Origin of the sequence: Ensifer sp. ENS06 (assembly GCF_014852205.1) — a bacterium.
Taxonomy (GTDB): Bacteria; Pseudomonadota; Alphaproteobacteria; order Rhizobiales; family Rhizobiaceae; genus Ensifer; species Ensifer adhaerens.
Genome location: NZ_JACVBC010000004.1, coordinates 61,782 through 88,099 on the forward strand (window position 1 = coordinate 61,782; position 26,318 = coordinate 88,099).

21 protein-coding genes and 1 pseudogene are annotated in these 26,318 nt (G+C 59.8%); 13 read left to right on the forward strand and 9 right to left on the reverse strand.

Annotation, left to right across the window (positions count from 1 at the left end):
• Positions 1-15: 15 nt before the first annotated feature.
• A complete protein-coding gene (locus tag IB279_RS17135; protein WP_246801988.1) occupies positions 16-1,158 on the reverse strand; it encodes an aminomethyltransferase family protein in 1,143 nt (380 codons plus the stop codon).
• Positions 1,159-1,719: 561 nt separating this feature from the next.
• On the reverse strand, positions 1,720-2,583 hold the full coding sequence (locus IB279_RS17140; RefSeq protein ID WP_210338652.1) for a helix-turn-helix domain-containing protein: 864 nt from the start codon (positions 2,581-2,583) through the stop codon (positions 1,720-1,722).
• A 133-nt stretch (positions 2,584-2,716) separates the two neighbouring features.
• On the opposite strand from IB279_RS17140, the gene IB279_RS17145 reads away from it, so the two are divergent.
• A complete protein-coding gene (locus IB279_RS17145) occupies positions 2,717-3,550 on the forward strand; it encodes an N-acyl homoserine lactonase family protein (protein ID WP_113188984.1) in 834 nt (277 codons plus the stop codon).
• A gap of 390 nt (positions 3,551-3,940) precedes the next feature.
• On the opposite strand, the pseudogene IB279_RS17150 reads toward IB279_RS17145, so the two are convergent.
• Positions 3,941-4,705 (reverse strand): annotated as a pseudogene (locus IB279_RS17150) (LysR family transcriptional regulator); the annotation flags it as partial.
• A 275-nt stretch (positions 4,706-4,980) separates the two neighbouring features.
• Between IB279_RS17150 and IB279_RS17155 the strand changes: the two are divergent.
• From IB279_RS17155 to IB279_RS17210, 12 genes are all read left to right on the forward strand, one after another.
• Positions 4,981-5,727: an ATP-binding cassette domain-containing protein gene (locus tag IB279_RS17155; protein ID WP_113188982.1), complete on the forward strand. Its 747-nt coding sequence runs from the start codon at positions 4,981-4,983 to the stop codon at positions 5,725-5,727.
• Between the two features lie 96 nt (positions 5,728-5,823).
• Positions 5,824-6,501, forward strand: a complete 678-nt coding sequence (locus tag IB279_RS17160; protein WP_162741317.1) for a transporter substrate-binding domain-containing protein — start codon at positions 5,824-5,826, stop codon at positions 6,499-6,501.
• A 51-nt stretch (positions 6,502-6,552) separates the two neighbouring features.
• Positions 6,553-7,239, forward strand: a complete 687-nt coding sequence (locus IB279_RS17165) for an ABC transporter permease (RefSeq protein ID WP_113188980.1) — start codon at positions 6,553-6,555, stop codon at positions 7,237-7,239.
• The gene (locus tag IB279_RS17170; protein ID WP_192339397.1) at positions 7,224-8,006 is read left to right on the forward strand and encodes an ABC transporter permease; all 783 of its coding nucleotides are present in this window, start codon (positions 7,224-7,226) and stop codon (positions 8,004-8,006) included. The genes IB279_RS17165 and IB279_RS17170 overlap by 16 nt, the downstream gene beginning before the upstream one ends.
• Before the next feature lie 60 nt (positions 8,007-8,066).
• Positions 8,067-9,026 (forward strand): LysR family transcriptional regulator, encoded by a 960-nt coding sequence (locus tag IB279_RS17175; RefSeq protein WP_113188978.1) that lies wholly within the window; start codon positions 8,067-8,069, stop codon positions 9,024-9,026.
• A gap of 212 nt (positions 9,027-9,238) precedes the next feature.
• Positions 9,239-10,441: a P1 family peptidase gene (locus tag IB279_RS17180; protein WP_192339398.1), complete on the forward strand. Its 1,203-nt coding sequence runs from the start codon at positions 9,239-9,241 to the stop codon at positions 10,439-10,441.
• A 79-nt stretch (positions 10,442-10,520) separates the two neighbouring features.
• Complete coding sequence (locus IB279_RS17185) at positions 10,521-11,021, forward strand: GNAT family N-acetyltransferase (RefSeq protein ID WP_246801989.1); 501 nt, start codon at positions 10,521-10,523, stop codon at positions 11,019-11,021.
• 135 nt (positions 11,022-11,156) lie between these two features.
• Positions 11,157-12,506, forward strand: a complete 1,350-nt coding sequence (locus IB279_RS17190) for an aspartate aminotransferase family protein (RefSeq protein ID WP_113188975.1) — start codon at positions 11,157-11,159, stop codon at positions 12,504-12,506.
• Between the two features lie 14 nt (positions 12,507-12,520).
• Positions 12,521-13,210: a CoA transferase subunit A gene (locus IB279_RS17195; protein ID WP_113188974.1), complete on the forward strand. Its 690-nt coding sequence runs from the start codon at positions 12,521-12,523 to the stop codon at positions 13,208-13,210.
• On the forward strand, positions 13,191-13,844 hold the full coding sequence (locus IB279_RS17200) for a 3-oxoacid CoA-transferase subunit B (RefSeq protein ID WP_246801991.1): 654 nt from the start codon (positions 13,191-13,193) through the stop codon (positions 13,842-13,844). The genes IB279_RS17195 and IB279_RS17200 overlap by 20 nt, the downstream gene beginning before the upstream one ends.
• Before the next feature lie 11 nt (positions 13,845-13,855).
• Positions 13,856-15,151: an ArgE/DapE family deacylase gene (locus tag IB279_RS17205; RefSeq protein ID WP_113188973.1), complete on the forward strand. Its 1,296-nt coding sequence runs from the start codon at positions 13,856-13,858 to the stop codon at positions 15,149-15,151.
• A 10-nt stretch (positions 15,152-15,161) separates the two neighbouring features.
• A complete protein-coding gene (locus IB279_RS17210; protein WP_113188972.1) occupies positions 15,162-16,331 on the forward strand; it encodes an acetyl-CoA C-acyltransferase in 1,170 nt (389 codons plus the stop codon).
• Positions 16,332-16,761: 430 nt separating this feature from the next.
• Here IB279_RS17210 and IB279_RS17215 read toward each other — a convergent pair whose 3' ends face one another.
• The 6 genes from IB279_RS17215 to IB279_RS17240 form a co-directional block, all read right to left on the reverse strand.
• Complete coding sequence (locus tag IB279_RS17215; RefSeq protein ID WP_192339399.1) at positions 16,762-18,714, reverse strand: acetoacetate--CoA ligase; 1,953 nt, start codon at positions 18,712-18,714, stop codon at positions 16,762-16,764.
• Between the two features lie 128 nt (positions 18,715-18,842).
• On the reverse strand, positions 18,843-19,997 hold the full coding sequence (locus IB279_RS17220) for a serine hydrolase domain-containing protein (protein WP_246801992.1): 1,155 nt from the start codon (positions 19,995-19,997) through the stop codon (positions 18,843-18,845).
• A gap of 94 nt (positions 19,998-20,091) precedes the next feature.
• Complete coding sequence (locus IB279_RS17225; protein WP_113188970.1) at positions 20,092-21,363, reverse strand: glycerate kinase; 1,272 nt, start codon at positions 21,361-21,363, stop codon at positions 20,092-20,094.
• Positions 21,360-24,332, reverse strand: a complete 2,973-nt coding sequence (locus tag IB279_RS17230; RefSeq protein WP_113188997.1) for an NAD(P)-dependent oxidoreductase — start codon at positions 24,330-24,332, stop codon at positions 21,360-21,362. Before IB279_RS17230 ends, IB279_RS17225 begins: the two co-directional genes overlap by 4 nt.
• A gap of 222 nt (positions 24,333-24,554) precedes the next feature.
• Positions 24,555-25,331 (reverse strand): SDR family NAD(P)-dependent oxidoreductase, encoded by a 777-nt coding sequence (locus IB279_RS17235; protein WP_113188969.1) that lies wholly within the window; start codon positions 25,329-25,331, stop codon positions 24,555-24,557.
• A gap of 8 nt (positions 25,332-25,339) precedes the next feature.
• Positions 25,340-26,299: a helix-turn-helix domain-containing protein gene (locus tag IB279_RS17240; protein WP_192339400.1), complete on the reverse strand. Its 960-nt coding sequence runs from the start codon at positions 26,297-26,299 to the stop codon at positions 25,340-25,342.
• Positions 26,300-26,318 lie beyond the last annotated feature (19 nt).

Sequence of the window (26,318 nt, forward strand, 5' to 3'; positions counted from 1 at the left end):
CGGGCAACAGGATATTCAGTTGCTTGCGGCGCGTCGCAAGGAGTGGAACGGCAACGCCACGACCCGGGCAGCAACGTCGCGCGTTGTGCCGTCATCCTCCCAACGCAGCGTCACCTGCGTCCCGACCTCCCCGAACGCCTGCTGCAGATGACCAAAGCCAATCAGCTTGCGAAGCGTGGGCGACCACGCGACACTGCTCGCGTGACCGATTTCGACCGAGCCAGCGAAGACAGCCACTGGGTACCACCGCACACGCCGCAGGTTCCCGGGCTCCTCGCTTTCCAGGCCAGTGCCGCCGATCTGCTTCCGGTCGATTTCCAACCCCACGAGCTGGCGATGTTGGCCATCTTTCGACATTCGCTCCAAGGCGGCCCTGCCAAGAAAGTCGGGCTTCTTGAAATCAACGAGCCGGCCAAGACCGAGATCAAAAGGCGACGCGCGGAATTTTCCTGCGGCCTGAATGCCGGCGCCTCCATGATCCGGACCAGCACTGGTATAGTCGTAGCCGACGATCAGGAGGCCCGCCTCCAGTCGCGCGACGTCGAGAGCCCAGGCCCCGGCCGGACGAATGCCGAAGGGGCGGCCTGCCGCCTCAACCGCGTCCCAAACGGTCGGAGCATCCTCGGCCCTCACCCACAACTCGTAACCATGCTCGCCGGTAAATCCCTGGCGCAGGATTTCCACTTGCCTTCCTGCAATGGTCACGACCGCCAATCTTGAGAATGGAAGCTCCTGAAAGCCCGCCTCCGTCACTGCCTCGAGCACTTCACGCGATCGCGGCCCCTGCAGTGTGAGGATGCCGTAGGTGTCGGTGATGTCGGTCACCTGGACGTCGAGGCCCTCGGCGTGTTGGCGCCACCATGTGAAGCCCGGGTCGGCCGACACACGAAACGTTTTCTCGTCCATTCGAAAGACGAGACCGTCGCCGACGACATAGCCGTTTTCATCACACCACGGCGCGTAGTAGATCTGACCGACCTGGAGTTTCCTGATGTCGCGCGGGATCAGCCTGTCCATCATCGCTTCAGCGTCGGGACCTGCGATCACGTATTTCGACAAGGGCGACATGTCTCCCATGGCAACAGCCGTGCGGATTGCCGAGAGCTCCGCAACCATATCGGAGTAGGCATCAACAACCATGTTGCGGTCCCAGCGCATCCACAGTGCGTTCTGGTTCAGGGGAGCCGTTCGTTCGACAAACGGCGTTCCGCGAAATGCAACGCGCGCTCCGTGAGCCTCCGTCAAACCGGTTGTGAATTTGATATCGTCCATTGGTACACCCTCTCCTCCGTAGCCGCACTTTCGAAGATGATCCTTCGCAAGTGCAATGTGCGGCTGCCTAACTGAACTGGAGAAAAGCTTTTCATGGAGAGGCTAAAGCAGGAATGCCTGTCATTGCGAACGGCATACCCGCAGTTCAAGTAAGGCCTTCAGAGACCGCGGGCACTCTGAAAACGCACGACAAAGCGATCAAACTGCGGCTGGCCGTCGGCATTCGCCCCTGAGCGATCCGGCCCCGCCAACGAGCGCTAACGCGCACGACCTTTCCCGTCTATACATTACGTGATCTTCTCTGTGGTGCTATCAAAGGTCGCAAACGGCGGCACTGCACCGGGTGTCGGGATGGCGACGTGTGATCCCTCGCCTTGAAGGGAATCGAACCTGACACCCGTAATCCGCCCGCGGAATGCGATAAGGCAAAAACGCAAATGGCATTGTTTAGCCAACACTGCGCCGCACCGGCGACGTACCGTAGGTTTCGCGATAACGGCGCGCAAAATGGGAGCGGGAACTGTAGCCGGCAGCCTCCGCCGCAGCCTGGCTCGACGCGCCGGACGCGAGCGCGGTTCGACTAGCCTGCAGCCGCTCATGTCGCAGGATCTCCCGGAAAGATTTGTGCTCAGCTGTGAGCCGGCGGCGCAGTGTCGAAGCACCCAGGCCAAGTCGAGCCGCAACACGCTCTACCGTCCACGTTTGCGACGGTGCGGCGCGGATCAGCCACGCAACCTCCTCTGACAAGCTCGTTTCAAACAGCGGTCTTGCGGCGGCGAGCGGTTGCATCAACGTGAGCACTTCCGCCAGCCGCAATGTCTTCAACGCATCACCGACGGCATCGCTGGCGATCGAAGTGGCGGCGTGGACCAATGCGTCAACGAGATCGCTGTTGAGGGGAACGCCGAACTGCCAGTTACCGCCATCGGCGCGCCGACCACCTATCAGCGGTGAAATGCCCGGCGGCAGCGCGGGCACTTCCAACAGCAGGGATTCATAGGAATGGCGCTCCGCCGGTATGTTGACCACGTCCATGCGGACCCCGCGCGGCATGACAAAGACGGTCCCCGGCTCAAGTACATGAACCGTATCGGCCAGCCATACTTCCTTGAGCCCGCGCAGGATAATGCCGATGATCGGATGTGGGAGCTCGACCGCTTTCAGTCGCTCTCGATCGAGTGAACAGTATGAAAACAACCGGTTTCCGTGTTGATAGCGCCCATCGGTTCCGCTCGGCGCCGTCAATGGTCGCAGTTGCTCCAAGAGGATCGCGCTCAGGTCAACGCCTTGGCTTTTGGAATGAATGTTCATACGCACACCATAGGCGACGACGGCGGGATAAAAAACACCGATGCGAGCGTTTCGGGCTCAAGACGGATCGTAGCGGGGCCAACCCCTTCGCTCAACTGGGGCACAAGCTGGTCTTCAACCGAAGGAGACCTGAATGAGACCCCTGACAACACTCCAATTTGCCGTAGCCGCGCTGATCTCGGGCGCTCCGGCGAGCGCGGCAGACACAGAGCTCTGGCGCCTTGATTGCGGCAGCATCGAAGTCCGTAATCTCGGCGTCTTTTCCGATACATTCAAATATGCCGGAGAAAAGAGGACACTAACCGATAGCTGCTATCTGGTTCGTCACGACAAGGACTATATGCTTTGGGATGCCGGACTTCCGGCAGCATTGATCGGAGCGAAGCCGGATACGGCCTCGGTTTTTGCGCCGACGCTCGTCGAAGATCTCCCGACGCAGCTTGCCAGAATCGGTGTCAAGCCAGAACAGATCGGCCGGCTCGGTATCAGCCATAACCATTTTGACCATGTCGGTCAGGCGGCCAGCTTCCCCGGCGCCACGTTGATGATCGGCGCCGCGGATTTCGCCCAGTTCAAGGCTGATCCCCTGCCCTTTGCCGTCGATCCCAGCTCCATCAAGCCTTGGCTCGATGGCCACTCGAGGGTCGACTTGATCTCGGGTGATCGCGATGTCTTTGGAGACGGATCGGTGGTGATCCTGTCGACTCCCGGCCACACGCCGGGCGAAACCAGCCTGCTCGTGCGGCTCGCGAAGACTGGGCCGGTGCTTTTGTCCGGTGACGTCGCCCATTTTGAAGAACAGTTCGCTAGTCGGGGCGTTCCGACCTTCAATTTCGACCGTGCGGACACACTCGCATCGATGGAGAGACTGATCGACACCGCAAACTCGCTCGATGCAACGCTGATCGTGCAGCATGACGCATCGGACATCGACAAGCTGCCCGCGTTCCCCAAGAGCGCTAGATAGCGTCAGCGCGATCGTCGCAGGATGGTCGTGTCTAGTCGGCACGCGAGTCGGGTCAGACACGACTTCACATCTTCGGGGGAATTTCTGTGCCTGGAACGGGCGTTAGTGGAGGCACCTCGTCCGGCCCCACATCGGGCTCTGGCTCCTCGATCGGGGGATCCGGCAGATCTGGCTGGTCCGGCGGCATATCCGGCGGGAATCCAGGATCCGGGAGCTGGGGAATTGGGGTCGTAGGCATCCGCGTCTCCTATTTTGGAGTGTAACCGCGGCCGGACGTTGTTGTTCCGGCAGAGGGGATATGGGGTGTTTGACGTCCGAACGCATCGAGCGGAAATCATGATGGACAAAGTTGCGGAAGCTCGACCGCTGCGCCCGGGCAAGGTTCGCCATTCACCTGCCCGGCCGCGCGAGCGACCGGGCGATCTCGATGATGTCGTCCCGCGACGCCGTCGGATCCTCCTTGTTCCATGCTACACCGAGCCCGATCTTCAGATCGACGCCGCGCACGGGCCGAAGCTCGAAACCTCGGTTCGGCAGATCCTTCGTCCATTCCGGCGCAAAGCCGATGCCGAGGCCGGCGGAAACCAGCGACACCAATGAAAAGGTATCGTCGCAACTGTAGGCGATGTTGCCGGTCAGCCCATGGGTCTCGAACATCTCAGAGAAATAGCGCTCCGAGTAGGAGAGATTCTGACGGGAAATGGCGATGATCTTCTCGTTACGAAGGTCCTCGATGTCGATCTCACTTCGAAGTGTCAGCGTCTTTTCGACTGCCAGCAGGTAGCGCTCATGCGCGATCGAGAAGTAGCGCAAGGATCCGATGTTTTCGACCGGGCGGATGAAGCCGAGATTGATCTGGCCATTCTCCAGTCCGCGGATGATGTCGCTGGTCGAGCCGCTGGTCACGTGCAGCGCGACATCGGGGAACTTCCGGCCGATGCGCGACAGAAATGCTGGCAGCACGCCAATCGTTGCCGGATAGACGGTCCCGATCTTGATTGTCCGCACCGCCTTGCCGGCAGCAGACCGCGCCACATCCATCGACAATCCGACATCGCCGATGATCCGCACTGCTCGATCGTAGAACGCCTCCCCTGCCTGCGTCAGTTCGACCCGCAGGGTCGACCGATCCAGCAGCCGGACCCCCAACTCCTTCTAGACCTTCTGGACTCCGCTATCGTCAACGGCTGGAGATTGACTTCAACGTTCGAACCGACGACCTGGCCGACCTCGTCTAAGCGAGCATGGCCATGAATCGAGTTCGGATCACCGACCGAGCTTCGGCCAAAATCAACTTACGGCAACCGTAATCGCTGCCCTGGGCAGCACCTTAAACCCATTCACGAAATGAATGCTCTCAATTCACGCTATCTATTTGGCGTGGGGTGCGACTTGCGTCAAAAAATGGCGGCTAGTCGAGAGTGGGACAGATGATCCAAATCCAGAACTTGCAAAAGCGATACGGCTCCCTCGAGGTGCTCAAGGGGATCGACCTCTCGGCAAAAGCGGGAGAGGTCGTCGCATTGATCGGTGCCAGCGGGTCAGGCAAGAGCACTCTTCTGCGATGCATCAATTTTCTGGAAACACCAACTTCCGGTGAAGTGACGGTGCTCGGCGAAACGCTACGCTTCCAGGCTCTGGGCGGGTTCCAAACCGACGCGGAGCGTCTAAGGCGGCTACGAGCGAGAATCGGCATGGTCTTCCAAGGTTTCAACCTTTGGAGTGGCAAGACCATTCTCGAAAACGCCTTGGAGGCTCCAATCTACGTACACGGAGTTTCCAAGCGCGAGGCCGTACGCCGCGCAGAACACTATCTGGCGAAAGTCGGTCTCTACGACAAACGAAACCGGTATCCCGAGGAATTGTCCGGCGGTCAGCAGCAGCGCGCGGCGATCGCGCGGGCGTTGTGCGGTGAACCCGAACTCATGCTGTTCGACGAGCCAACGTCCGCGCTCGATCCCGAACTGGTCGGCGAGGTCCTGCGCGTCATGCAGATGCTTGCCGACGAGGGCCGGACCATGGTGGTCGTCACGCACGAAATGGCCTTTGCCCGGGACGTTTCCAGCAAAACGGTATTCCTCGCTTCAGGCCGGATCGAAGAGACGGGCCACCCGACCGAACTCTTTGCCCGTCCCTCGTCCAAGGCTCTCCGCGACTTCCTGCGCAAACTGCATTGAAACCAAACAAAAGGGGAATGACACATGAAACTGCCAATGCTTCTCGCCGTCGCGTTCACAAGCTTCGCCGCACCCGCCTTCGCAGAGCAGCTGCGCATGGGCGTCGAAGCGGCCTACCCACCGTTCAACTTCATCGACGAGAAAGGCAATGTGGCTGGTTTCGATGTCGACATCGGCAATGCGCTTTGTGAGAAAATGCATCGGGAATGCACGTGGGTGTCTCAGGAATGGGCAGGCATCATCCCGGCGCTGCAGGCCAAGAAGTTCGACGTCATCATGTCATCGATGACGATTACCGAAAAACGTAAGGCCGAAGTCGCCTTTACCAAGCCATACTACTTCACCTACGGCCTGATGATAGCGAACAAAGGCTCCGGCCTTAAGCTTGAGGCAGATGCGCTCGCGGGCAAATCGATCGGCGTCGGCGCCGGCTCCTCGCACGAGGTTTGGGCTGAAACCCATCTGAAGGGAGCGACCCTCGTTCCCTACAAGTCGACAGACGATATGTTCTTAGACTTCCAGAACGGGCGACTTGATGCCGTTTTTGCCGATGCGGTGGCTGTCATTCCGTGGACGGAGACCAACGGCGGCCGTGACGCCTTCGACACAGTTGGAGAAGTCCACGACAAGGCTCTCGGCACGGATATCGGTATTGCCGTCCGAAAGGACAACGCGGACCTCCAGGCAGACCTGGATAAAGCCCTCGACCAGATCATTGCTGACGGGACGTTCGAGAAGCTGAACAAGAAATACCTCTCTTTCGATCTTCGCTAAGACAGCCCGCGCCCGCCGAGCACCGGCGGGCGCCTCGAACTGGAGGACATCTTGGAACTTCTCGGTGGATTTGGTTTTCAGCTTCTCGAGGGCGCAGTACTGACCCTCAAACTCGCCTTCGCCTCCTTGGCGCTGGGGCTGCCCCTCGGTCTCGCAATGGCCATGGGTAAGCTTTCGAAAGCATCGGTAGTTCGTCTACCCACGACTGCAGCCACGAGCGTCTTAAGAGCACTACCGGAGTTGCTGGTGATCCTGATCATTTATTTCGGGATCCAGAATGCCCTGAACGCGCTGTCGGAAACCCCTTACGATATAGACCCCTTCGCGGCCGGGGTGGCGTCGCTGGGCCTCATCTTCGCTGCCTATGCGTCAGAGATCTTTCGCGCTTCCTACATCGCCGTCCCCCGCGGCCAGCGCGAGGCTGCGACATCCCTCGGCCTTTCGCCACTGACGATGTTCTGGCTGGTGCAGCTTCCGCAGATGTGGCGCTTCGCAGTGCCAAGCCTTGGCAATCTCTGGCTCGTCATGCTGAAAGACACTTCGCTTGTCGCCGTCATCGGACTGCAAGAACTGATGCGTAAAGCTCAGGCCGCCACTGCGACGACGAAACAGGCCTTCTTGTTCTATTCCGTCGCAGCGCTGCTCTACATCCTCATGAGTATCGCTTCAGCTCTGGTGATCCGTTACCTCAACCGCCGCTCACAGGCGGGTTGGGCAAGCTCGTGGGCGGCAGCGTGATGCTGGGATCAACCATACAAGGGATATTTGCCGAGTATTCCGCCGTCTTGCTTGAAGGAGCGGTGGTCACACTCAAATTGCTCATCGTTTCCTCTGTCTGCGGCTTTGTTTTGGCCCTGCCTGTCAGTGTCGCGCTTTCTTCAAGCCGCAGGCGCTGGCGCTATCCAGCGGCGCTGTTCACGCTAGTGCTCCGAGGTTCCCCGCTTTTCGTGCAGGTGTTTCTCGTCTACTACGGACTGCCGCAAATCCTCACCCTTGCCTATGGCGGGATTGTCGCGATCAAGGCGAGCTTCTGGTGGCATCTGCTATCTTCGCCTTTTCTGCTGATTTCTATTGCCTTCGTCCTGAACATGGCCGCCTACATGGCTGAGGACATTCGGAGCGGTCTGGTAAGCCTCCCCAAAGGGGAACGCGAGGCTGCCATTGCCTGCGGCATGTCGCAGATGGCCACCCTTCGGCGCATAAAGATGCCTTGGGCGTTACGCACCATGATGCCGATTCTGTTCAATGAAGTGGTTTTGACATTGAAGGCAACGACGCTCGCCAGCACCATAACGCTGCGAGATCTGCTGGGCGCCGGCTCCATGATCTTCGCACGTACCTTCGACATGACGATCTATCTCGTACTTGCGGTGTTCTATCTGATAATGGCCGGACTGTTGACGGTGGTCTTCCGTTTCATCGAACGCCGCTTTCTCATCTCCCACCGCATTGCCAACCGGTCACCCGACCAGGTGAAGCCTGCTGCAATCAATGCTAAGCCCTAGCCGGAGGCTGAGAGGCCCAAGTGTCACGACCTAAGTCGATCTATCTTGTTGGTGAGTGCAATGGACCAGAAAGCGCGGCGGTTTGTATGGAATCTTGATTGGAACCTGCTCCGGACGTTTGTCGTGATTGTCCAGGAGCGGGGCATAACGGCTGCAAGCGAGAAGCTGCTTCGCAAACAGCCCACCATCAGCCAGGCTCTTCGGCGTCTGGAGGTGCATCTGGGCTGCACGCTGATCGAGCGCAGCCCAGGCTCCTTTAAGATAACACCGGCCGGCGAGCGGCTCTATGCGGAATGCCAAACTATGTTTGTCAGCGTCGCGAGCCTGCATGACCTCACTCAGGTTCATGCAGCCGACCTCACTGGCAACGTTTCAATGGCTTTCGCGAGCCACGTCGTGTCACCATTCCTTGACAAGGTTCTGGAGGATTTTCACAAGACCTATCCTCTCGTGTCATTTACCTCGACCGTCCTATCGAGCCACGAGGTCATCCAGCGTGTCTCCCGTCGAGACGATGCGGTCGGCTTCTGCCTGATGCACCAGCGCGACCCACGCCTGCAATACACCACGCTCTATCGTGAGTACTTCGGCTACTTTTGCGGCAAGCCTCACCCGTTCTACGGCCGTGATGACATCACGCTCGAGGACATGCGCCAGGCGCCCTATGTTTCATTTCTGACGGATCAGATGTCTGACGCGCTCTGGCCGGTGGCGCTACTACGCCAGCAGGCCATGCTTCAAGGCAAGGTTGTCGGGGTCTCTTCACATCTCGAGGAAGTCCGGCGTTTCATCGTCGCCGGCTGTGGCTTCGGGCCCTTGCCTGTCCACGTCGTGGCCGAAGATGTACGAAAAGGGACCTTGTGGCCCCTGCCCCCGCTTGAAAATCAGCCTTCCGTCGAAGTCTATATGGTCACCGATCCCCACGCGCGGCACGATCCAGCCGAAACGCAGCTGCTGCGGATGCTTTTTGAGTCGATCGAATCCACGCCGATCGACCAGCGCACCTATCGTGGCGCTTAGAGGCATTCAGCACATCTATCCTAGGCATTTAGATTGTCTATTTGCATAGGCCACGGAGGTCGCCCAGACTTTCGATGCCGCGCTGAGGGCCGGACAAGCATTGCAATTTCGAAGCGTTGGCTCGGCCGAGCAATCGGGCAGAGACGGTCTGTCGCGCGCTGGAGCGAGCGGTCCAGTCAACGTGCAATTTAAAACTTACAAAGAGGTGGAGCATGTTAAGAAGGATTTCCGCAATCGTATTGATCGGTTTGTGTGCGGCCGGCGTAGCCGACGCGAAGGACCGTGCAAGGGATCTTGGCGTACCGTTCGAAGGAACGCCGGGGGAACTGAATGCGATCACAGATGTCGCCGGCGTCGAGGTTGGCCAGATTACACGGGTCGAGGGCGACGGGCCAAGGGTGGTCGGTATAGGCCCTATCCGCACCGGTATCACAGTGGTCCTGCCGCACGGCAAGGACAACTCCCGTCCGGTCAACGGCGGCTTCTACAACCTCAATGGCAATGGGGAGATGACGGGCCAGTCGTATCTTGAGGACTTCGGAGTGATTTACGGCCCTATCGGCATCAGCAACACAAACGCCATCGGGGCGGTCTATGCCGGTGTCCAGCAGTGGACTCAGAAAAAATTTGGAGAAGCGCTGTGGCCGGTCGTTGCCGAAACCTATGACGGCGGCCTGAACGACATTGAAGGTTTTCACGTTAAACCCGAGGATGCCATTGAAGCCATCAACATTGCTAAGCCGGGTGCCGTCGACGAGGGCAATGTCGGCGGCGGTACCGGTATGCGCTGCTTCGGATTCAAGGGGGGCATCGGAACCGCGTCGCGCGTCTTCAAGATCGATGACAAGACCTTCACTGTCGGCGTCCTGATTCAGTGCAACACTGGAGAGCGAAGCGTGCTGCGTATCGCTGGAGCGCCCGTCGGCCAGGAACTCGCGAAGAAGTGGCTGCCGTGCTACGCACCAGGCCAATCGGGTGTGAAGCAGAAGGAACCCGTCTGCGCGGCGGACGGGACTGGAGGCAAACCGACGCCGGATGAAGGATCCATTATCATCGTCGTGGGCACGGACGCTCCATTGAGCCCCATCCAGCTCGACCGTACCGCGAGGCGGGCGGCGCTCGGTCTCGGTCGCCTTGGTTCTTTCTCCGGAAACGGTTCCGGAGACCTGATCGTGTCGTTCTCCACCACTGCAACCGTCAATGACGTTTCCGACGAGGAGGCGGTGGGAGGAGAGGTGCTCGCGACCGGGAAGATTGATCCGGTCTTCAAGGCGACGGTCGAAGCGACAGAGGAAGCAGTCGTCAATTCTCTCGTCGCAGCGGACACCATGACTGGAGCGAACGGATATACTCTGTTCGGACTTCCGCACGCGGACCTAAAGACGATCCTTGGGCAGTTTGGGCGTAGCAACTGATTGTCGCTCCACCTGCTTGGTTCAACGGCGAGCGGGCCATTAAGCCCGCTCGCCTCGTTTCATTCGAAAGGCATTGGTTTTGGCACAACTGGCACAATTCGACTTACGCATAAGGGTCGGGCGGGAGAGCGATGCCGACCTCATCCATCGCGGCCTCAAGCTGATCGCAGCGCACCTCTCCCTCGAGGACAAGGTGACAGCAACTGTCGAGGACATCCGTCGACACGGTTTCGGCTCGCGCCCCGCATTCGCAACGTTGATTGCAGAAGTGTCCGGGCAGTTCGCTGGTCTTTGCCTATACTTCGACAGCTTCTCGACCTGGAGCGGTCGGCCTGGCGCCTATATCCAGGATCTCGTCGTCGATCCCCAGTTCCGTGGGCTGGGCGTTGGTGAAACGCTGATGCGAGCCGCGATCGCTCGGATATGGGCGGCGGGAGGCCGCTATGTTCGGCTCTCCGTCGATGCATCCAACACGGGTGCACATAGATTCTATGAGAAAATGGGCCTCGAATGGTGTCAGGAAGAGCGCATCTATGCTCTGCGCGGGGATGCTTTTGCCTCCATTGCCTCGCCAAGCTGAAGCACGCATTCATCGGACCGTAGCAAGCGCCCCCTCATTCAAGAAACCAATGGGCGCCTTTCGTCCTATCTATTTGCCTTGCGGTTCATCGGCATGATTTTGTTCAGGAAACTTGGCGATCAAGGATGTAGTTAAATGACAGGCATACAATCCAATCTCTTCTATCAGTCCGGCACCCGCCGCCCACTGCTTGAACGCGCTTCGGGCGTCTATCTTTGGGACAGGTCGGGCAAGCGCTATCTGGACGGCTCCAGCGGAGCGATGGTGTCGAACATTGGACATTCCAACGCCCATGTGCTGCAAGCGATGAAGCGACAGATGGAGCTCTCGACCTTCGGTTATCGCCTGCATTTCGAGAACGAACCCGCGGAACTGCTGGCATCGGCCATTTCTTCAAAGATGCCTCCCGGACTGGACAGGGTGTTTTTCGTTTCCGGCGGCTCTGAATCCGTGGAAAGCAGCATCAAGCTCGCCCGCCAGTATGCGGTTGCCAAGGGCGAGGCGCAGCGATGGAAGGTCATTTCGCGGTTTCCCTCCTACCACGGCTCGACACTCGGCGCCCTGTCGTTGACAGGAATGTCACTGATGAGTGCACCATTCGCGCCGATGATGCGGGAGATGCCGAAGATCGCAGCACCGACATGTTACCTGGACCGGGACAATCTCAGTGACGAAGAACGCGGTCTGAAATATGCCCGCCTGCTTCGGGACGAAATCCTGCGCCAGGGGCCGGAGACGGTGCTCGCGTTTATCATGGAACCGGTCGGCGGCGCCTCGACAGGCGCACTTGTGGCACCCGACAGCTACTACCGCGAGATCCGTCAGATCTGCGATGAATTCGGCGTGCTCTTGATCTCGGACGAGGTGATGAGCGGCATGGGACGCACTGGTGCGTATCTTGCCATGCAGCACTGGAACATACGTCCCGACATCGTCGCTCTCTCAAAGGGTTTTGGAGCGGGCTATGTTCCGCTCGGAGCCATCGTGGCAGATCGTAACATTGTTGACACCGTGCTCGGTGGGGGAGGCTTCATTCACGGCTTTACCTATGCGGGCAATCCGCTCGCTTGCGCGGCCGGTCTCGCGGTGATGCAGGAGATCGATCGTCTGCAATTGCTGGAGGCTGCAACTGAGCAAGGCGGCAAGCTGCGTGCCGCTCTCACGCAGCTCATGGATCGCTTTCATTTCATCGGCGACGTTCGCGGCAAGGGCCTGCTCCTGGCGTTTGAACTCGTCGCAAACCGAGAAACGATGGAGCCTCTCCCGCCTGCGCTCAATGCGCACACCCGGCTCGTCGATATCGCCTACGACAGGGGCCTGATCATTTACTCCAGACGCACCCGCGGCGGCAGAATAGGTGATCACTTCATGGTCTGCCCCCCGTTGATAATCGACGACCAACAGCTCGAAGAACTCATCACAACTTTGGCCAAAAGCCTTGAATCCTTCGCGGCGGAATTTGGCGCTGCGTTGGGTGTGGCCTGAAGGGACTGTCGACAATGCGGAGCAAACTCGTTGCTATCGAGCAGGCGGTTTCCGCCGTTCGCGACGGTATGACGCTGATGATCAGCGGTTTCGGCATCCCCGGAACGCCCTTCACGCTGATTGATGAGCTTGTTCGTCAAGGGCCTCGGCACCTGACGGTCATCAAGAACGACGCCAACGAGCACGGAATGGGCATCGATCGGCTTTTGGAAGCTGGAATGGTCGACATTCTGGTCGCCTCCCACATCGGGTTGAACGCGCGCGCCATCGAGAAAATGAATGCCGGAAAGTTGCGCGTTGAATTCAACTCGCAAGGCATCTTGGCCGAGCGCATCCGCGCCGCGGGTGTCGGCATCGCGGCCGTACTCACCGACATCGGGAATGGCACCCCGCTCGCCGAGGGCAAGCAGCGCGCAAATGTCGGTGGCAAGGACTATTTGATCGAGCCGGCGCTGCATGCCGACATCGCCTTCATCCATGCGCGCCATTCGGATCCGTTCGGCAATCTGCGCTATGCGGCAACCGCGCGAAATTTTGCACCCCTCATGGCGATGGCTGCGAGAACCACAATCGCGGAAGTCGAGGAGGTCGTCGCGCTAGGGGAAATTGCTCCTGACGAAGTTCATACGCCCGGTCCATTCGTGCAGCAAATCGTCGCCCTGCCCACACTCAGCGAGGCCTATCATGTCCGCAACCGTGCTTGACCGAATGCTGGCGCGGGCCGCGCGGGAACTGATCGACGGTCAGACCGTAAACCTCGGCATCGGGTTGCCGACCAAAGTGCCGGCTTTTCTCGATCCAGGGGTAACCGTCTGCATCCACTCGGAAAACGGCATTGCGGGTATGGGACCGAAAGCGTCGTGCGACCAAGCCGATCGCAACCTGATCGATGCCGGTGGTAACTACGTTACCGCGCTCGCGGGCACATCGTACTTCGACAGCGCCACCTCCTTCGGCCTCATCCGCGGAGGCCATCTCGACCTGACGATCCTTGGCGCGTTCGAGGTCGCCTGCAATGGCGACCTCGCAAACTGGATTATCCCGGGCAAATTCACACCCGGCATGGGCGGCGCGATGGAACTCGCCCAAAAAGCACGCCGTGTCGTCGTCCTGACCAGCCATGTGGACAAGAATGGTGGCTCCAAACTCGTCGAACGTTGCTCCTTGCCGCTCACGGCGGCCTCCTGCGTCGATCGGATCATCACCGACCTTGCGGTCATCGACGTAACTCCGAGCGGTTTCCTGTTGCGGGAACTTGCAGACGGGGTCTCCGTCGAAACCGTTCGGGCGCAAACCCTCGCACCTCTCGCGATCGCCGAAGAACTGGAAACATATTAATGAGGTGCAATATGCCCGCTCCCCTACGACAAGCAATCGCCAAGGCGGTCGACGATGCCTTTTCCAGTCAAGTCGGCTTCCTCGAAAGACTGTGCCGGTTCCCATCGACTCGCGGCAATGAGCAGGACGTCCAGCGCTTCCTAGCCGATGAGCTTACGGCGCGCGGCTACGACGTCGACCTCTGGGAGATCCGTGAGGAGCAGCTTCGCGGTCTGCCAGGCTTTTCCCCCGTCGTGACGCCCTATTCGGACGCGTTCAATGTTGTCGGAACCTCTCGCTCCCAGTCGCCACGGGGTCGCAGCCTCATTCTCAATGGACACGTCGACGTCGTACCGACTGGCCCGAGCGAAATGTGGTCGGCTCCCCCTTTTGAGCCTCGCACCGCAGATGACTGGATGTACGGCCGCGGCGCTGGCGATATGAAGGCGGGCCTATCCTGCAACCTGTTCGCGCTTGACGCGCTAAAATCGCTCGGCTATCGACCCGCGGCCAAGTGCCATATCCAATTTGTGATAGAAGAAGAAAGCACGGGGAACGGCACTCTCGCCTGCCTGCAACGCGGCTACACAGCAGATGCGGCGCTGATACCGGAGCCGTTCGATGAAACGCTGGTGATGGCGCAAGTTGGCGTGCTGTGGCTTCGTGTCAGCCTTAGCGGCGTCCCAAGCCATGTGGCACATGCCAGCGCCGGTGTGAATGCGATCGAAGCGGCGATCCCTCTGTTTGCTGCCTTGCGGGAGCTCGAAGCGCGCTGGAACGATGAGGCCCGTCGTCCACTCGAGTTTGCTCAGGTTCCCCATCCTCTGAACCTCAACATCGGCCGGATCGAAGGCGGGAATTGGGCATCCAGCGTCCCGGCCTGGGCGACCTTCGAGTTGCGGATGGGCATCTATCCGGGAGACGATATAGACAGGGCCGAAGCCGAGCTTCGCGCATGCATAGAAACCGCCGCCATGCGCTCGGCCTACTTGAAAGCAAATCCGCCGATCATCATTGCCCATGGCTTCAGAGCCGAAGGCTACAGCCTAACACGCGACAATTCCGAGAACGCGGCCGATGCGATCGGTTTGCTCGAGGCAGCACACACAGAGATATCGGCCAAACCGCTTGTCCGGAGCGCAATTACCGCGACAACCGATGCACGCTTCTTCGGCCTCTACGGCGGCATTCCCGCCCTCGTATACGGTCCCAGGGCCGAACGCATTCATGGCTATGACGAACGCGTATTCCTGCCATCCGTACGCAGCGTCACTCAATCCATCGCCCTTTTTGTCGCAGACTGGTGCGGCCTCGAAGCGACACAGTAGAGAGTTTGCAATGCGTGAGATCGCCATCGTCTCGACGGCCAGAACGCCGATCGGCAAGGCCTACAAAGGCTACTTCAACAACACCACAGCACCCTCGCTCGCCGCGCACGCGATGCGCGCCGCGATCGAAAGGGCGGGCATCGATCCCGTCGCAATCGATGACGTCATTCTGGGCTGCGCCGTTACCCAGGGAACCAGCGGCGTTAACGTTGCGCGTCATGCGCTGATTGCTGCGGGAATGCCCGTGAGCGTCGCCGCCGCAACAATTGATCGGCAATGCGCCTCGGGGCTGTCCGCGATTGCTACAGGCTCTGCGCAGATACGAGCGGGCGACAGTAGCATTGTACTTTGCGGCGGCGTCGAGTCGGTCAGCCTGGCACAGAACGAGCATATGAACCGATTTCGCGAACGCGATCCGCAGGTCGAGGCCACATATCCCCGCTACTACATGTCGATGATTGAAACCGCTGAATTCGTCGCAAAGAGATATGGGATAACGCGTGACCGGCAGGACGAATTCGCCGTCCTCAGCCATCAACGTGCACTGGCGGCACCTTTGGAAAGCGAAATCGTCCCGATCGAAGTCTCGCACGGAATCAAAGATGCTAAAGACGGCCAGATTAGCTATAGGACTACGGTGGCGCATACGGATGAGGGACCTCGGCAAAGTAGCCTCGAAGTGCTCCGGGCCTTAAAACCCGTCCTGAGCGATGGTCGTCATGTCACGGCGGGCAACGCGAGCCAGCTCTCAGATGGGGCGAGCGCGATGGTCGTGATGGACGCGTCACTCGCGGTTCAAAAGGGGCTGAAACCGATCGGTCTGTTCCGCGGCATCGCCGTTGCAGGCTGCTCACCGGAAGAAATGGGCATCGGTCCCATTTCCGCCGTTCCGAAACTTCTTCGCCGTTTTAGCCTCACGGCGGATGACATTGACCTCTGGGAAATAAACGAAGCCTTCGCCTCGCAACTCCTCGCCTGTGTCGATGCTCTCGGTATTCCCATGGAACGCTTGAATGTAAACGGCGGCGCGATTGCGACCGGCCATCCCTATGGCATGACGGGCGCGCGCTTGGCCGGTCACCTGTTACTGGAGGGGAAGCGTCGCGGTGCCAAGTTGGGCATCGTCAGCATGTGTGTCGGAGGTGGGCAGGGGGCAGCCGCGCTCTTTGAAGTTATCTGAACGCTTAAAAGGAGCCGGCACGACCGTGCCGGTTCCAGCCTGTACCGTTGGAAGGCGACGACTGCGCAGTGTAACCCTCGTCGATGTGTAGTCCGAACCAGTGATCGCGGTCACAACTCGTGCCCATAACTTGGAAGGGCTTGAAAAGAGAAGACCTTCAGCGACCGGTCCTTATGATCGAGGCGCTAGCATCTCTCCCTAAGCAAACGGCGTAGCTGGTTCCGATCGATACACTATGCGACTATAATCGCACAAAATTGGAACATTCTAGCAACTAGCCCTCCAACGTGCTTGGGGCGCACGGCTCCCTTCTGCACTTTTGGAGACACGATTCCGCAGTCCGAACCCGACAGTCAAACGCAGCTCGAGGTGGCTCTCGCTTGAGAGCGAGAGGACCGCGCTCACTGTCGCCGCAACCTTAGGCTATAACTCAACTCGCAAGCTCACTAAGATTCGCGTACTGACCCAACGCCTCCGGATTGGCAAGAACCTCTATGTTCTTGACAGGCCGGCCATGGATCACTTCGCGCACGGCGAGTTCGACAATTTTTCCGGATTTCGTCCGGGGGATGTCGGAGACTTGGACGATCTTGGCGGGAACATGTCGTGGCGAAGCACCCTCGCGTATCCTCTTTCGAACTTTCTGTTCAAGATCGGGGTCCAGCCTGATGCCCTCCCGCAATCGCACGAAGAGCACGATCCGGACGTCGTCACTGAACTGTTGGCCCACGCACAACGCCTCCTGGACCTCATCCAACTGTTCTACCTGGTTATAGATCTCCGCCGTTCCAATCCTTACGCCTCCTGGATTCAAGGTCGCGTCCGATCGCCCATGTATGACAATGCCGCCATGCGCGGTCCATTCCGCGAGATCACCTTGGTTCCAGACGGAGCCATACTTCTCGAAATATGCGGCCGTGAACCGATTTCTATCGGGGTCATTCCAAAATCCCAGAGGCATCGACGGAAAGGGCTTCGTGCAGACCAGTTCTCCCTTCTGGCCTCGCAGCGGACGACCCTCGTCGCTCCAGACATCCACCGCCATTCCCAATCCCGGCCCGGTTATTTCGCCGCGCCAGACTTCGCGGGTGGGGTCGCCCAACACGAAACAGGAAACGATATCCGTCCCGCCGGACATCGATGACAATTGCACATCCGCTTTGATCTCACGATACACGTATTCAAAACTATCCCGCGACAATGGCGATCCTGTTGATGCGACGAATCGCAATGCTTTCAGATCTCGATTTCGCGGTGGCGCCCCGGCAGACTTCCGCAAGCTGTCGAGGTATTTGGCCGAGGTGCCGAAAAAGGTGACGCCCTCTGCCTCCACATAGCTCCAAAGAGCCTGCTCATCGGGATGAAAGGGAGAGCCGTCGTACAAGAGCAACGTCGCATTGCTCGCAAGCGCCGAGACGAGCCAATTCCACATCATCCATCCACATGTCGTGAAGTAGAAAACGCGGTCGCCCTTGCGGATATCCGAATGGAAGCGATGTTCCTTCAGATGCTGCAGCAACGTTCCGCCCGCCGAATGTACAATACACTTCGGAACGCCCGTGGTGCCGGACGAAAACAGAATGTATAGCGGATGCGAAAACGGCAGTTCCAAGTACTCGACATCAGTCGGCTGCCACGGACCGACGAAGTCTTCGAGCGTCCGCGCGCCCTCAATCGATGCGGCAAGCGCATGCGCGTCACCCGCATAGTGAACGATAACAGATGGGCACCCCAATTCCGCAGCCACCGCCCGGACTTTCGCTGCAACGTCCAGCTTTTTGCCCGCATACCAGTAGGCATCGCAGGCGATGAAGAGTGAAGGCTCAATCTGTCCAAAACGGTCGACCACGCCTTGAACGCCGAAATCAGGCGAACACGAGGACCAAACCGCACCGATCGAAGTTGCGGCCAGCATGCATGCCACTGTCTCCGGAAGGTTGGGAAGCATCGCCGCTATTCGGTCGCCCTGTTTTACCCCGATGGAGCGAAGGGCCTGCTGGACTTGCGATACTACCCGCTTGAGGTGGTCCCAGCTCCAGCGGTACTCGACCTTGTCTTCGCCACGAAACACGAGGGCTTCAGTGTCCCCACCCGCGCGCAGTAGGTTGCGGGCGAAATTCAGGCGGCCCTCAGGAAAGAAGCGCGCCGCCAACATGTCGGAACCGTTGATCAGTGAGCGCGGACCGGGTTCGCCAATGACGTCGCAATAGTTCCACACAGCACGCCAGAAATCACCCATGTCCTCTACCGACCAGTCGTGAAACGCGGAATGGTCGTCGAGCTTGATCCGATGTTCGTACGAACACCAATCCCTGAACCCCTTCATCGCGGACGTTTGAACTGTTTGTTCATCCGGGATCCAAATGGGCAGATTCACATTCATCGAGACTTCTCCTCCACGTCCGGCAGTCCAACCGTCAAGCTGGATCAAGACCGGTCCACTGGCAATGGTGACTTAGGGCACCACAAAAAGGGCGAGGTCGAAATTTTCAAGCGGTAGAACGACGAGACCTAAGATTGCAGCGCATCGTAGACGGCGTCGACCAGGACCTTGCGGCGGGGATCCAAGTCATCGAATCCTAGCATCAGGTTCGTGACGTAACCGAAACCAACCCCTGCGCCCAAGTCCGCGAAGCCGGCGGAGCCGCCCCAACCATTGTGACCGAAGGTTTCGGTGGACGCACGGCTCGAATAATGAGGGTCGTCGATTTGAAAGCCGGCTGCGAAGGCCGCCGGCGCTCCGAAACTGTCGTCGACACCGCGGAAGCGTGGTCGTATAGCTTCCTCGATTGCGCTCTGCCGCATCATGCGCATGCCTTCCCATCGCCCCCCGAGCGCCATCATCCCATAGATGCGGGCTATCGCACGGGCAGTCGTTTGACCGTTAGCGCCTGGGATCTCGGCCGCGCGCCAAGTACGGAGATTCGGTGCCAGTGCCCGAGGAACCGGATTTTCGCAGGAATGCGGAAATGCGCTTGCGCGTACGTCTGCAATCCACTCGGACGCGCGCGGCCCCTCCAGCATCTCGGCAACGCGCGCGTCTTCGCTTTCTGGAAGACCAATATGGAACTCGGCACCGAGAGGCCCAGCAATTTCTTCTGCAACGAACCGCCCCACGCTACGGCCGTCCACGCGACGTACCGTTTCGCCGGCGATGCTGCCGTAGCTGAACGTGTGATAGATGCATCGGCTCCCTGGCTCCCACAGAGGAGACATAGCCGCCAGCGCGTCAAGGAAAGGGGTACCTTTGATCAGTCCCGCTTCGTCAATGGGCACTCTCAACCCGTTCAATCCAGCCTGATGCGACATCAGGTGATCGAGAGAGACGCGTTCTTTTCCGCCAGCAGAAAACTTGTCCCAGTACCGCGCGATCGGAGATGCGTAATCGAGCTTGTCGCGATCGACCAACATCGCGATTGCCAGGGCCACAATGCCCTTGGTCACAGACCAGGCGTTGACGAGTGTGTCTCGTTGCCAAGGACGTGTCCGGGCGGCATCTGCATAACCACCCCAAATGTCGACCACTGTTTTACCGTGGACTACAACCGACACGGCGCCGCCGTGCTCCAAGCCTGTTTCAAGGCATTGGGCGAAGGCGTCCCTGACACGTGTGAACCGATTATCGCAGGCGCCACCCATTGGCGCGACATTCGTTTTTGAGGTCAATTCTTTTCTGTCCTACGTAGCGAAGGAAGGAGTTTCCGAGTTTCAAATCTGGCGTCCATGCGACCAATCCAGGCGAACCCCGAACGTAGGCCCATCACTCGACCAGGATCGCTCTGAAATCGTTGACGTTGGTTCCCGTCGGCCCCGGAGAGAATAGGTCCGCAATTTCATGGAAAGCGGACCAGGAGTCGTTGGCATCCAACAGTGCCCGCGCATCCAGCGATCTCGCCGCCAGACGGGCTACCGTGCTTCCGTCCGCGAAGGCGCCCGCGTTCTCTTCCGAACCGTCGATGCCGTCCGTGTCTGCAGCCAGCGACCATATGTCAGACCTGCCCTGGATGTCGATCGCCAGCGATAGTAGGAACTCGCAATTGCGGCCGCCCTTGCCGTTGCCTCTTAGACTGACCGTCGTTTCTCCGCCCGAAAGGAGTACGGCGGGCTTGCGGTGTCCCACGTTGCGTTCCGCCATCTGCAAGGCGAGAGCGGCGTGTGTTCGCGCGACTTCCCGTGCCTCCCCCTCGATCGCGTCGGATAGAACGAACGCTTCGATCCCCCTGCGTCTCGCCTCGGCCGCCGCCGCCTCTAGTGAAACAGCGGCCGACGCGATGATGCGCACTTCGTTTCCGGCAAACCGTGGATCGTCGGGACGCGGTGCAACGGCCGCTTCGCTTCGCAGGTGGCTGATCGCCGACGGCGGAAGGGAGAGCCGATAGCGTTCAACTGAGCGGAGCGCGTCATACCGAGTTGTTTCATCCGGCACTGTGGGGCCTGACGCGACGAGTGCCGGATCATCGCCGGGTATGTCCGAGACGATGAGCGATACCACTCTTGCCGGATATGCCGCCGCTGCAAGCCTTCCCCCTTTGATGGTCGACAGGTGCTTTCGAACCGCGTTCATCGCAGAGATCGGTGCACCGGAAGCAAGAAGCGCCTTGTTGACGGCGATCTCGTCCGCGAGTGACATTCCTTCCGGAGGCGCCGGCAATAATGCCGAGCCGCCGCCGGATATGACCGCGATCACCAAATCGTCTGAGGAGAGACCCGAAACGGCTCCAAAGAGCCGCTCCGACGCAACCAGACCTGCGTCGTCCGGTACCGGATGCGAAGCCTCGATTATCTCGATGCGATCACAGCCGACGCCGAACCCGTAGCGCGTGACGACAACCCCCGAAAGAGGGCCGTCCCAGTGGCTTTCCAATGCCCTCGCCATCTGCGCCGAGCCCTTGCCCGCACCGACGACCACGGTACGGCCCTTGGGGCGCAGCGGCAGATTGGCGGCGATCACCTTCGCCGGATGGGCGGCGTCGACTGCTGCATCAAAGAGCGACGTCAGGAACGCGCGCCGTTCCGCGGGCGAGACCCTCATTCCTCCGCCGGGCCATAGAGGCCGAGCTGCTCGAGAAGAACGCGCTGACGTCCAATATCTTCAACGAGCATATTCGTGTGCCGCTCGATGATCCGGCTCTGGTGATCAGCATCGGCCACCGCAGAAAGAGCCCCCAGCACAGCGGCGACCCTCTCAGAGGTCTGCCGCAATTCCGCCAGAAGCTCCACCTTGCCGACAGCTTCGGTGACAGCCTGTCTTGTCACCTTTCCGATACCGGCCGGAGTGCGGCTGCCAGCCGCAACGTAGCCATCCGGCAAGTCGCCCTTGAGGTTTGTGACCGATCTATACTGGATGACGTCGAAGATTTGGTCGACAGCCTGCTTTGCGCCACTTACTCGCGACGGATGGTCCGTGTCGGCTGCGGCATGCGGCAACAGTTCCAGTCGGCCCTTGTACCGATCCTCAAGCCGCAGGTAAGGGAGCATCGGTCCACTGAGGCTGCCAGTTGCCGCGTCCTTGAACAGGTCCGCATCGATCGCCGCATGGGCGATCTTGCCAGACGACAGCGCCTCATCGAGCGCGGCAACGTCGACGACCTCGCCCCGATCATAGTTGACCAGCACGGCTCCGTGCTTCATCGCGGCGAGAACCTCGCCATTTATCGTTCCGGCGTTGGAGTAGACACCCGTTGCAGAATCCAAGCGGCCGAGCCCGATGTGGATCGAGAGGACGTCGGCACCCGCCGCCGCTGCGACAGGGTGCGATGCGTACTCAAATCCTTCGGCCTCTATCCAGCGCTTGTGACGTTCGCGAGCGTAAATCGCCACCTTCATGCCGAAGGCCTTGGCTAGCTTGGCGACCTCACGGCCGATGTTGCCGTATCCCAGAATGGCGATCCTTCGTCCTTCGAGCTTGGCAGTAGGAAAGTCCTTGAGCTGCCTGCCCGTGTCAAAGTTGCCGACTGCGACCATCCTGTGCAGCGCGTCGACCGGAAGGTCCGGGATGACCTTAAGAATGGCCTTCATCGCCATTTGAGCAGTCGCTCGGCTGTTGATGCCGGGGGTGTTCATCAGCGGCGCCTGGCCGCCTTCGCCATTGCCACCTCCCCAGGACGAAGAACCCATGTTGCCTGTGCCGGCCCCAATGCGCACGCCGCCGAATGGGAAAATTGAATCCTTCGGAATGAAGGTCGCGGCAGCGATGAGGGCGTCGTATTGCCCCTTGTCGGTCTGCGGAAGTATCTCGGCTTCCGCGCTAAGATTCGGCTGATAGAAGAAGTGAATCCTACCCTTCTCCAGTGCCGATCTGTCGGAAAGCGGCCCAAGATGGAAGATCCCACCCTTTCCCTCGACATACGTCTTGATTTCGCTGTGATCCGGCTGACCGTCTTCGCCAAAGCGCAGCCCGACCAGATCAGCGACCAATACGGTATAAGCGCGTGTCGGATCATCCCTTCTGACGTTCCCGCGAGGCCCGGCTGACGCTTCGAAAGTAACCCCGCTCTTGGCGAGTTCCTCTTCGAGCACGACAACCTTGGCCCGCATGTAGGCGTACTGCAGGTTCTCAAGCAGGGCTACGATGTCTTCCGCCTCGCGGATGCCGCCAACCCATGCCCTATAGTCGCCTGGCGTGCCCGGGAAAGCATTGACATACCGTGCTGCGTCGAGGCCGGCCTCGTGCTCTCCATTCGGGTGCGTAATTCCCTCGTAGCCGAGCAACTGCTTGGAACGGGCAATGATGCGGGAATGGATTTCGGGATCGGCAATGTCGTCGTCTTGAACCTTCAGAAGCGTGACGGCGGCCCCGCGCCGCTCGGGGTCAGCGACGGTCAGTGCAAGGAGTGGATGCGTTGCAACCCAGTCGTCGATCACCTTGCGGTTGGCGGCGGAACGGCGGTTGAGCTCGATGACGGATCCTACCCGAGCCTCCGACTGCAACAGACCGAAGGTCGTCTCGGCAAAGGCAAGCGCGCTGTAGGTGTTGATAACGCCGCCGAGCATGCGGTCCTCAGCCGCGTCGTAGAAGGGACCCGCGTCGACAGAGCGCTTCGCCGAGAATGGCTGCCGGGGATCAATCGGAGGCGCGATCTTGAGTTGGCGCGGGATCGCCCAGGCGGGATCCTGCTGGTTCTTCTCAATCAGTGCCAGGGCATGTGGAGTGAAGGAAGCGACGAAGTAACCGGACACGCCACCAATCGCCTTCTGGAAAGGCATGAACAGGCAGCACTTCGTCATCACCGCCTGGACCAGTTCGGGCTCCCAAGGCATCGCGCCAAGCATCGAGGTCGCATCGAACACCGCGTGACGATTGGCCGGATCGGCATCGATCCAGCTCAGGAGTTCGCGAACCTCGCGGCTGGTGTAAGCGTTTGCTCCCGTGGTCTCGTGGCCGACACCGACGAAGATCGAGACGCCGAGCTCGGAGAGCTCAGCAGCGGCAGGAATTACGCCTTCGGCGGCGGCGAAATGGATGCGGCTCTCGCAGCCCTTTTCGGCAAAGCGCTGCATCTCGATCAACTGGGTGGCCCAGGACTGGCGGAAGAACCCTGCCGCCCTCGAGGGATTGCTCTCCGGCTTGGGCGTATCAACGTAAACATGCTGGGAAGCATCATTCGCGTTCAACAGATGCTGGACGCAGACAGTGTAGCCGCTGTGACCACCGCCAAGTCCCACCGCCATTCGGTTCGACTTCGGAAAACCGAAGTACCGATGGATTGCTCGCATCATGTCGGTCAGAATCTTGTCGGCCGGATACCCGCGGTGCATACTCCGGGAGATCTCGGCGGTTGTGAATCCTCCGATGTCATTGCCCTTGTCGTCGAACTTCCGATAGGTTCTCTCGATCCATGTATCGAACGCCGCGCTTCGAAGACGGCTGCTCACCTCGTCGGTGGTCGCGTCCGTGATCGGACCCACCCCGAAAAACGGATTGGACGGCGGTCGAGGTGCGCCAGATCTGGTGAGTTCAAGTGCCTTCAGTCGCTGTTCCTGCATATGCGCAATGTTCATTGTGATGTGCCTATCTGGTTCGAGGCGAAGGATGACGAGGATAGTGAATTGATCGGGCGGGGAACCCGACTTCATATGCGCCGAACGACACACGAAATGCGCCATCCGAAAGACGCTCACCAGTGCGGTTCTGCCCGAGGGCGCACCTGCATCTGGCGCGGGGCCGCCGTGCTCCATGCAACGTCTTCGCCATGCTGCGGCCGAGAGCGAGCTTCACTCGGTTCACCATGGCAACCGGTCATGAAGATGAAAGAAGCCGCCGGTTGGCCCGTCGTCGGGAAGGCTCGCATAGATGACCGCGGACCGCGCCCCCTCCTCCACGCTGAGGTCGGCGCCGTCGCTTCCCATCTTGGTGCGCACCCACCCGGGATGAACCGAGTTGACCTTGATGCGGGTGTGGCGAAGTTCTTCCGCTAGCTGAATCGTGAATGCATTGAGCGCCGTCTTGGAAGCGTCGTAGGCAAATGCCTTGTGTGAATAGACGGGCGAGGTCGGATCAGCATGATAGGTCAGCGAACCCTGTATGCTCGACAAGTTGACGATGCGCGCGGCCGTCGACCGCCGAAGCAGGGGCAGCAGCGTCTGGGTCAGAAAGATCGGCGCGAAGAAATTCGTCTCGAATGTCGAGCGCAAGACGCTTCTGGAGGTTCCGCTGGCACGTTTGGCGGCCGGGGTCCCGGCATTCTTGCTGTCTCGGTAAACCGCAGCGTTGTTGATGAGGATGTCCAGGCGGCCGTAGGATTGAAGCAGATCGCGGTAGACGGCATCTCGGTCGTCCTCGAATGTGACGTCCAGTCTCAGCCCTTGGGCTTTATGTCCCGCCTTGCACAACCGTGCCGCCGCCCGGTCGGCTTTCGCCTTGTGTCGCGCCGCAATCAGGACTTCAGCGCCGAGCACTGCCAGTTGCTTGCTGATTTCGAGGCCAATGCCACGAGCACCACCAGTCACCAACGCAAGCTTGCCCGCCAGCGGCTTCTGTAAAGCCTCCAAGTCGCTCATCTTTGAAACTATCCTCGCAAATCGAACTTCTTCAGCTTTCGGTAGAGCGTTGCGCGGCTGATACCCAAGGAGATCGCCGCGCTGGAAACGTTCCCTTTCTTTCTCGCCAGCGCGCGCAGCAGGACCGATCGCTCGGACTCCCCAAGGTCCTCTTCGCCAGCTGGCACCGACTCCTTCAGCGCATCCGCGGCAGGAAAGCCCGCCTCGATGCGTCGATCGTCGAGCGCTAACACGGACCGCGCCGCGCGGGTCGCTCCTACGACGAGATCGTGGCGATCAACCGCGAGAAGGGCCGCCGGGTTTGCACCGCCTGGAAGCATGACAAAGCGCGAGCCCGCGAACGCATTGCGAAACAATGCAAGTTCGATGCGTGACGCGGCATCCCGAACGGCCTGGGTCAAGACCGAGAATACTTCCTCTCCGACATCATCTCGACAGGTGGAAATGTCCAAGACGGCCGCGAGCCGACCCTTATGATCTCGGACCGGAGCACTCGTGCAACTGAGCCGCACATTGGAACAAAGAAAATGCTGATCGCGGAACACGCTTACGGCCCGCTCGTCCACAAGGGCGGTCCCGATTCCGTTCGTGCCGACGCTCGCCTCCGTCCAGACAGAGCCCGTCCAGAGGCCGAGATCTGCGAACGCCCGATCGTCACCGCGCGCACCGCGGCGCACAAGCGCCACTCCGCTGGTGTTCGCCAGGAGGATGCAGTATCCGGCTCTGCGCAGCACCGAGTGCAGCCGGTCGACCTCATCGGAAACGTTCGCTATGAGCTCTCCGGCTTCTTCCTGGGCAAGCTTCAACTCGCCTTCGGTAATCCTTTGCGGAGAGCCTATGCGCTCAGGGGCAAGGCCATGAACCGTCATGCACCGCCGCCAGGACGCGACGATCGGGGATTTCGCCGCCGCCGACTTCTGCTGTGCGTAAGCATAGACGCGCTTCGCGTGCGCCGAGTGCGCCAACATCGACCCCTCCCTAAATTAC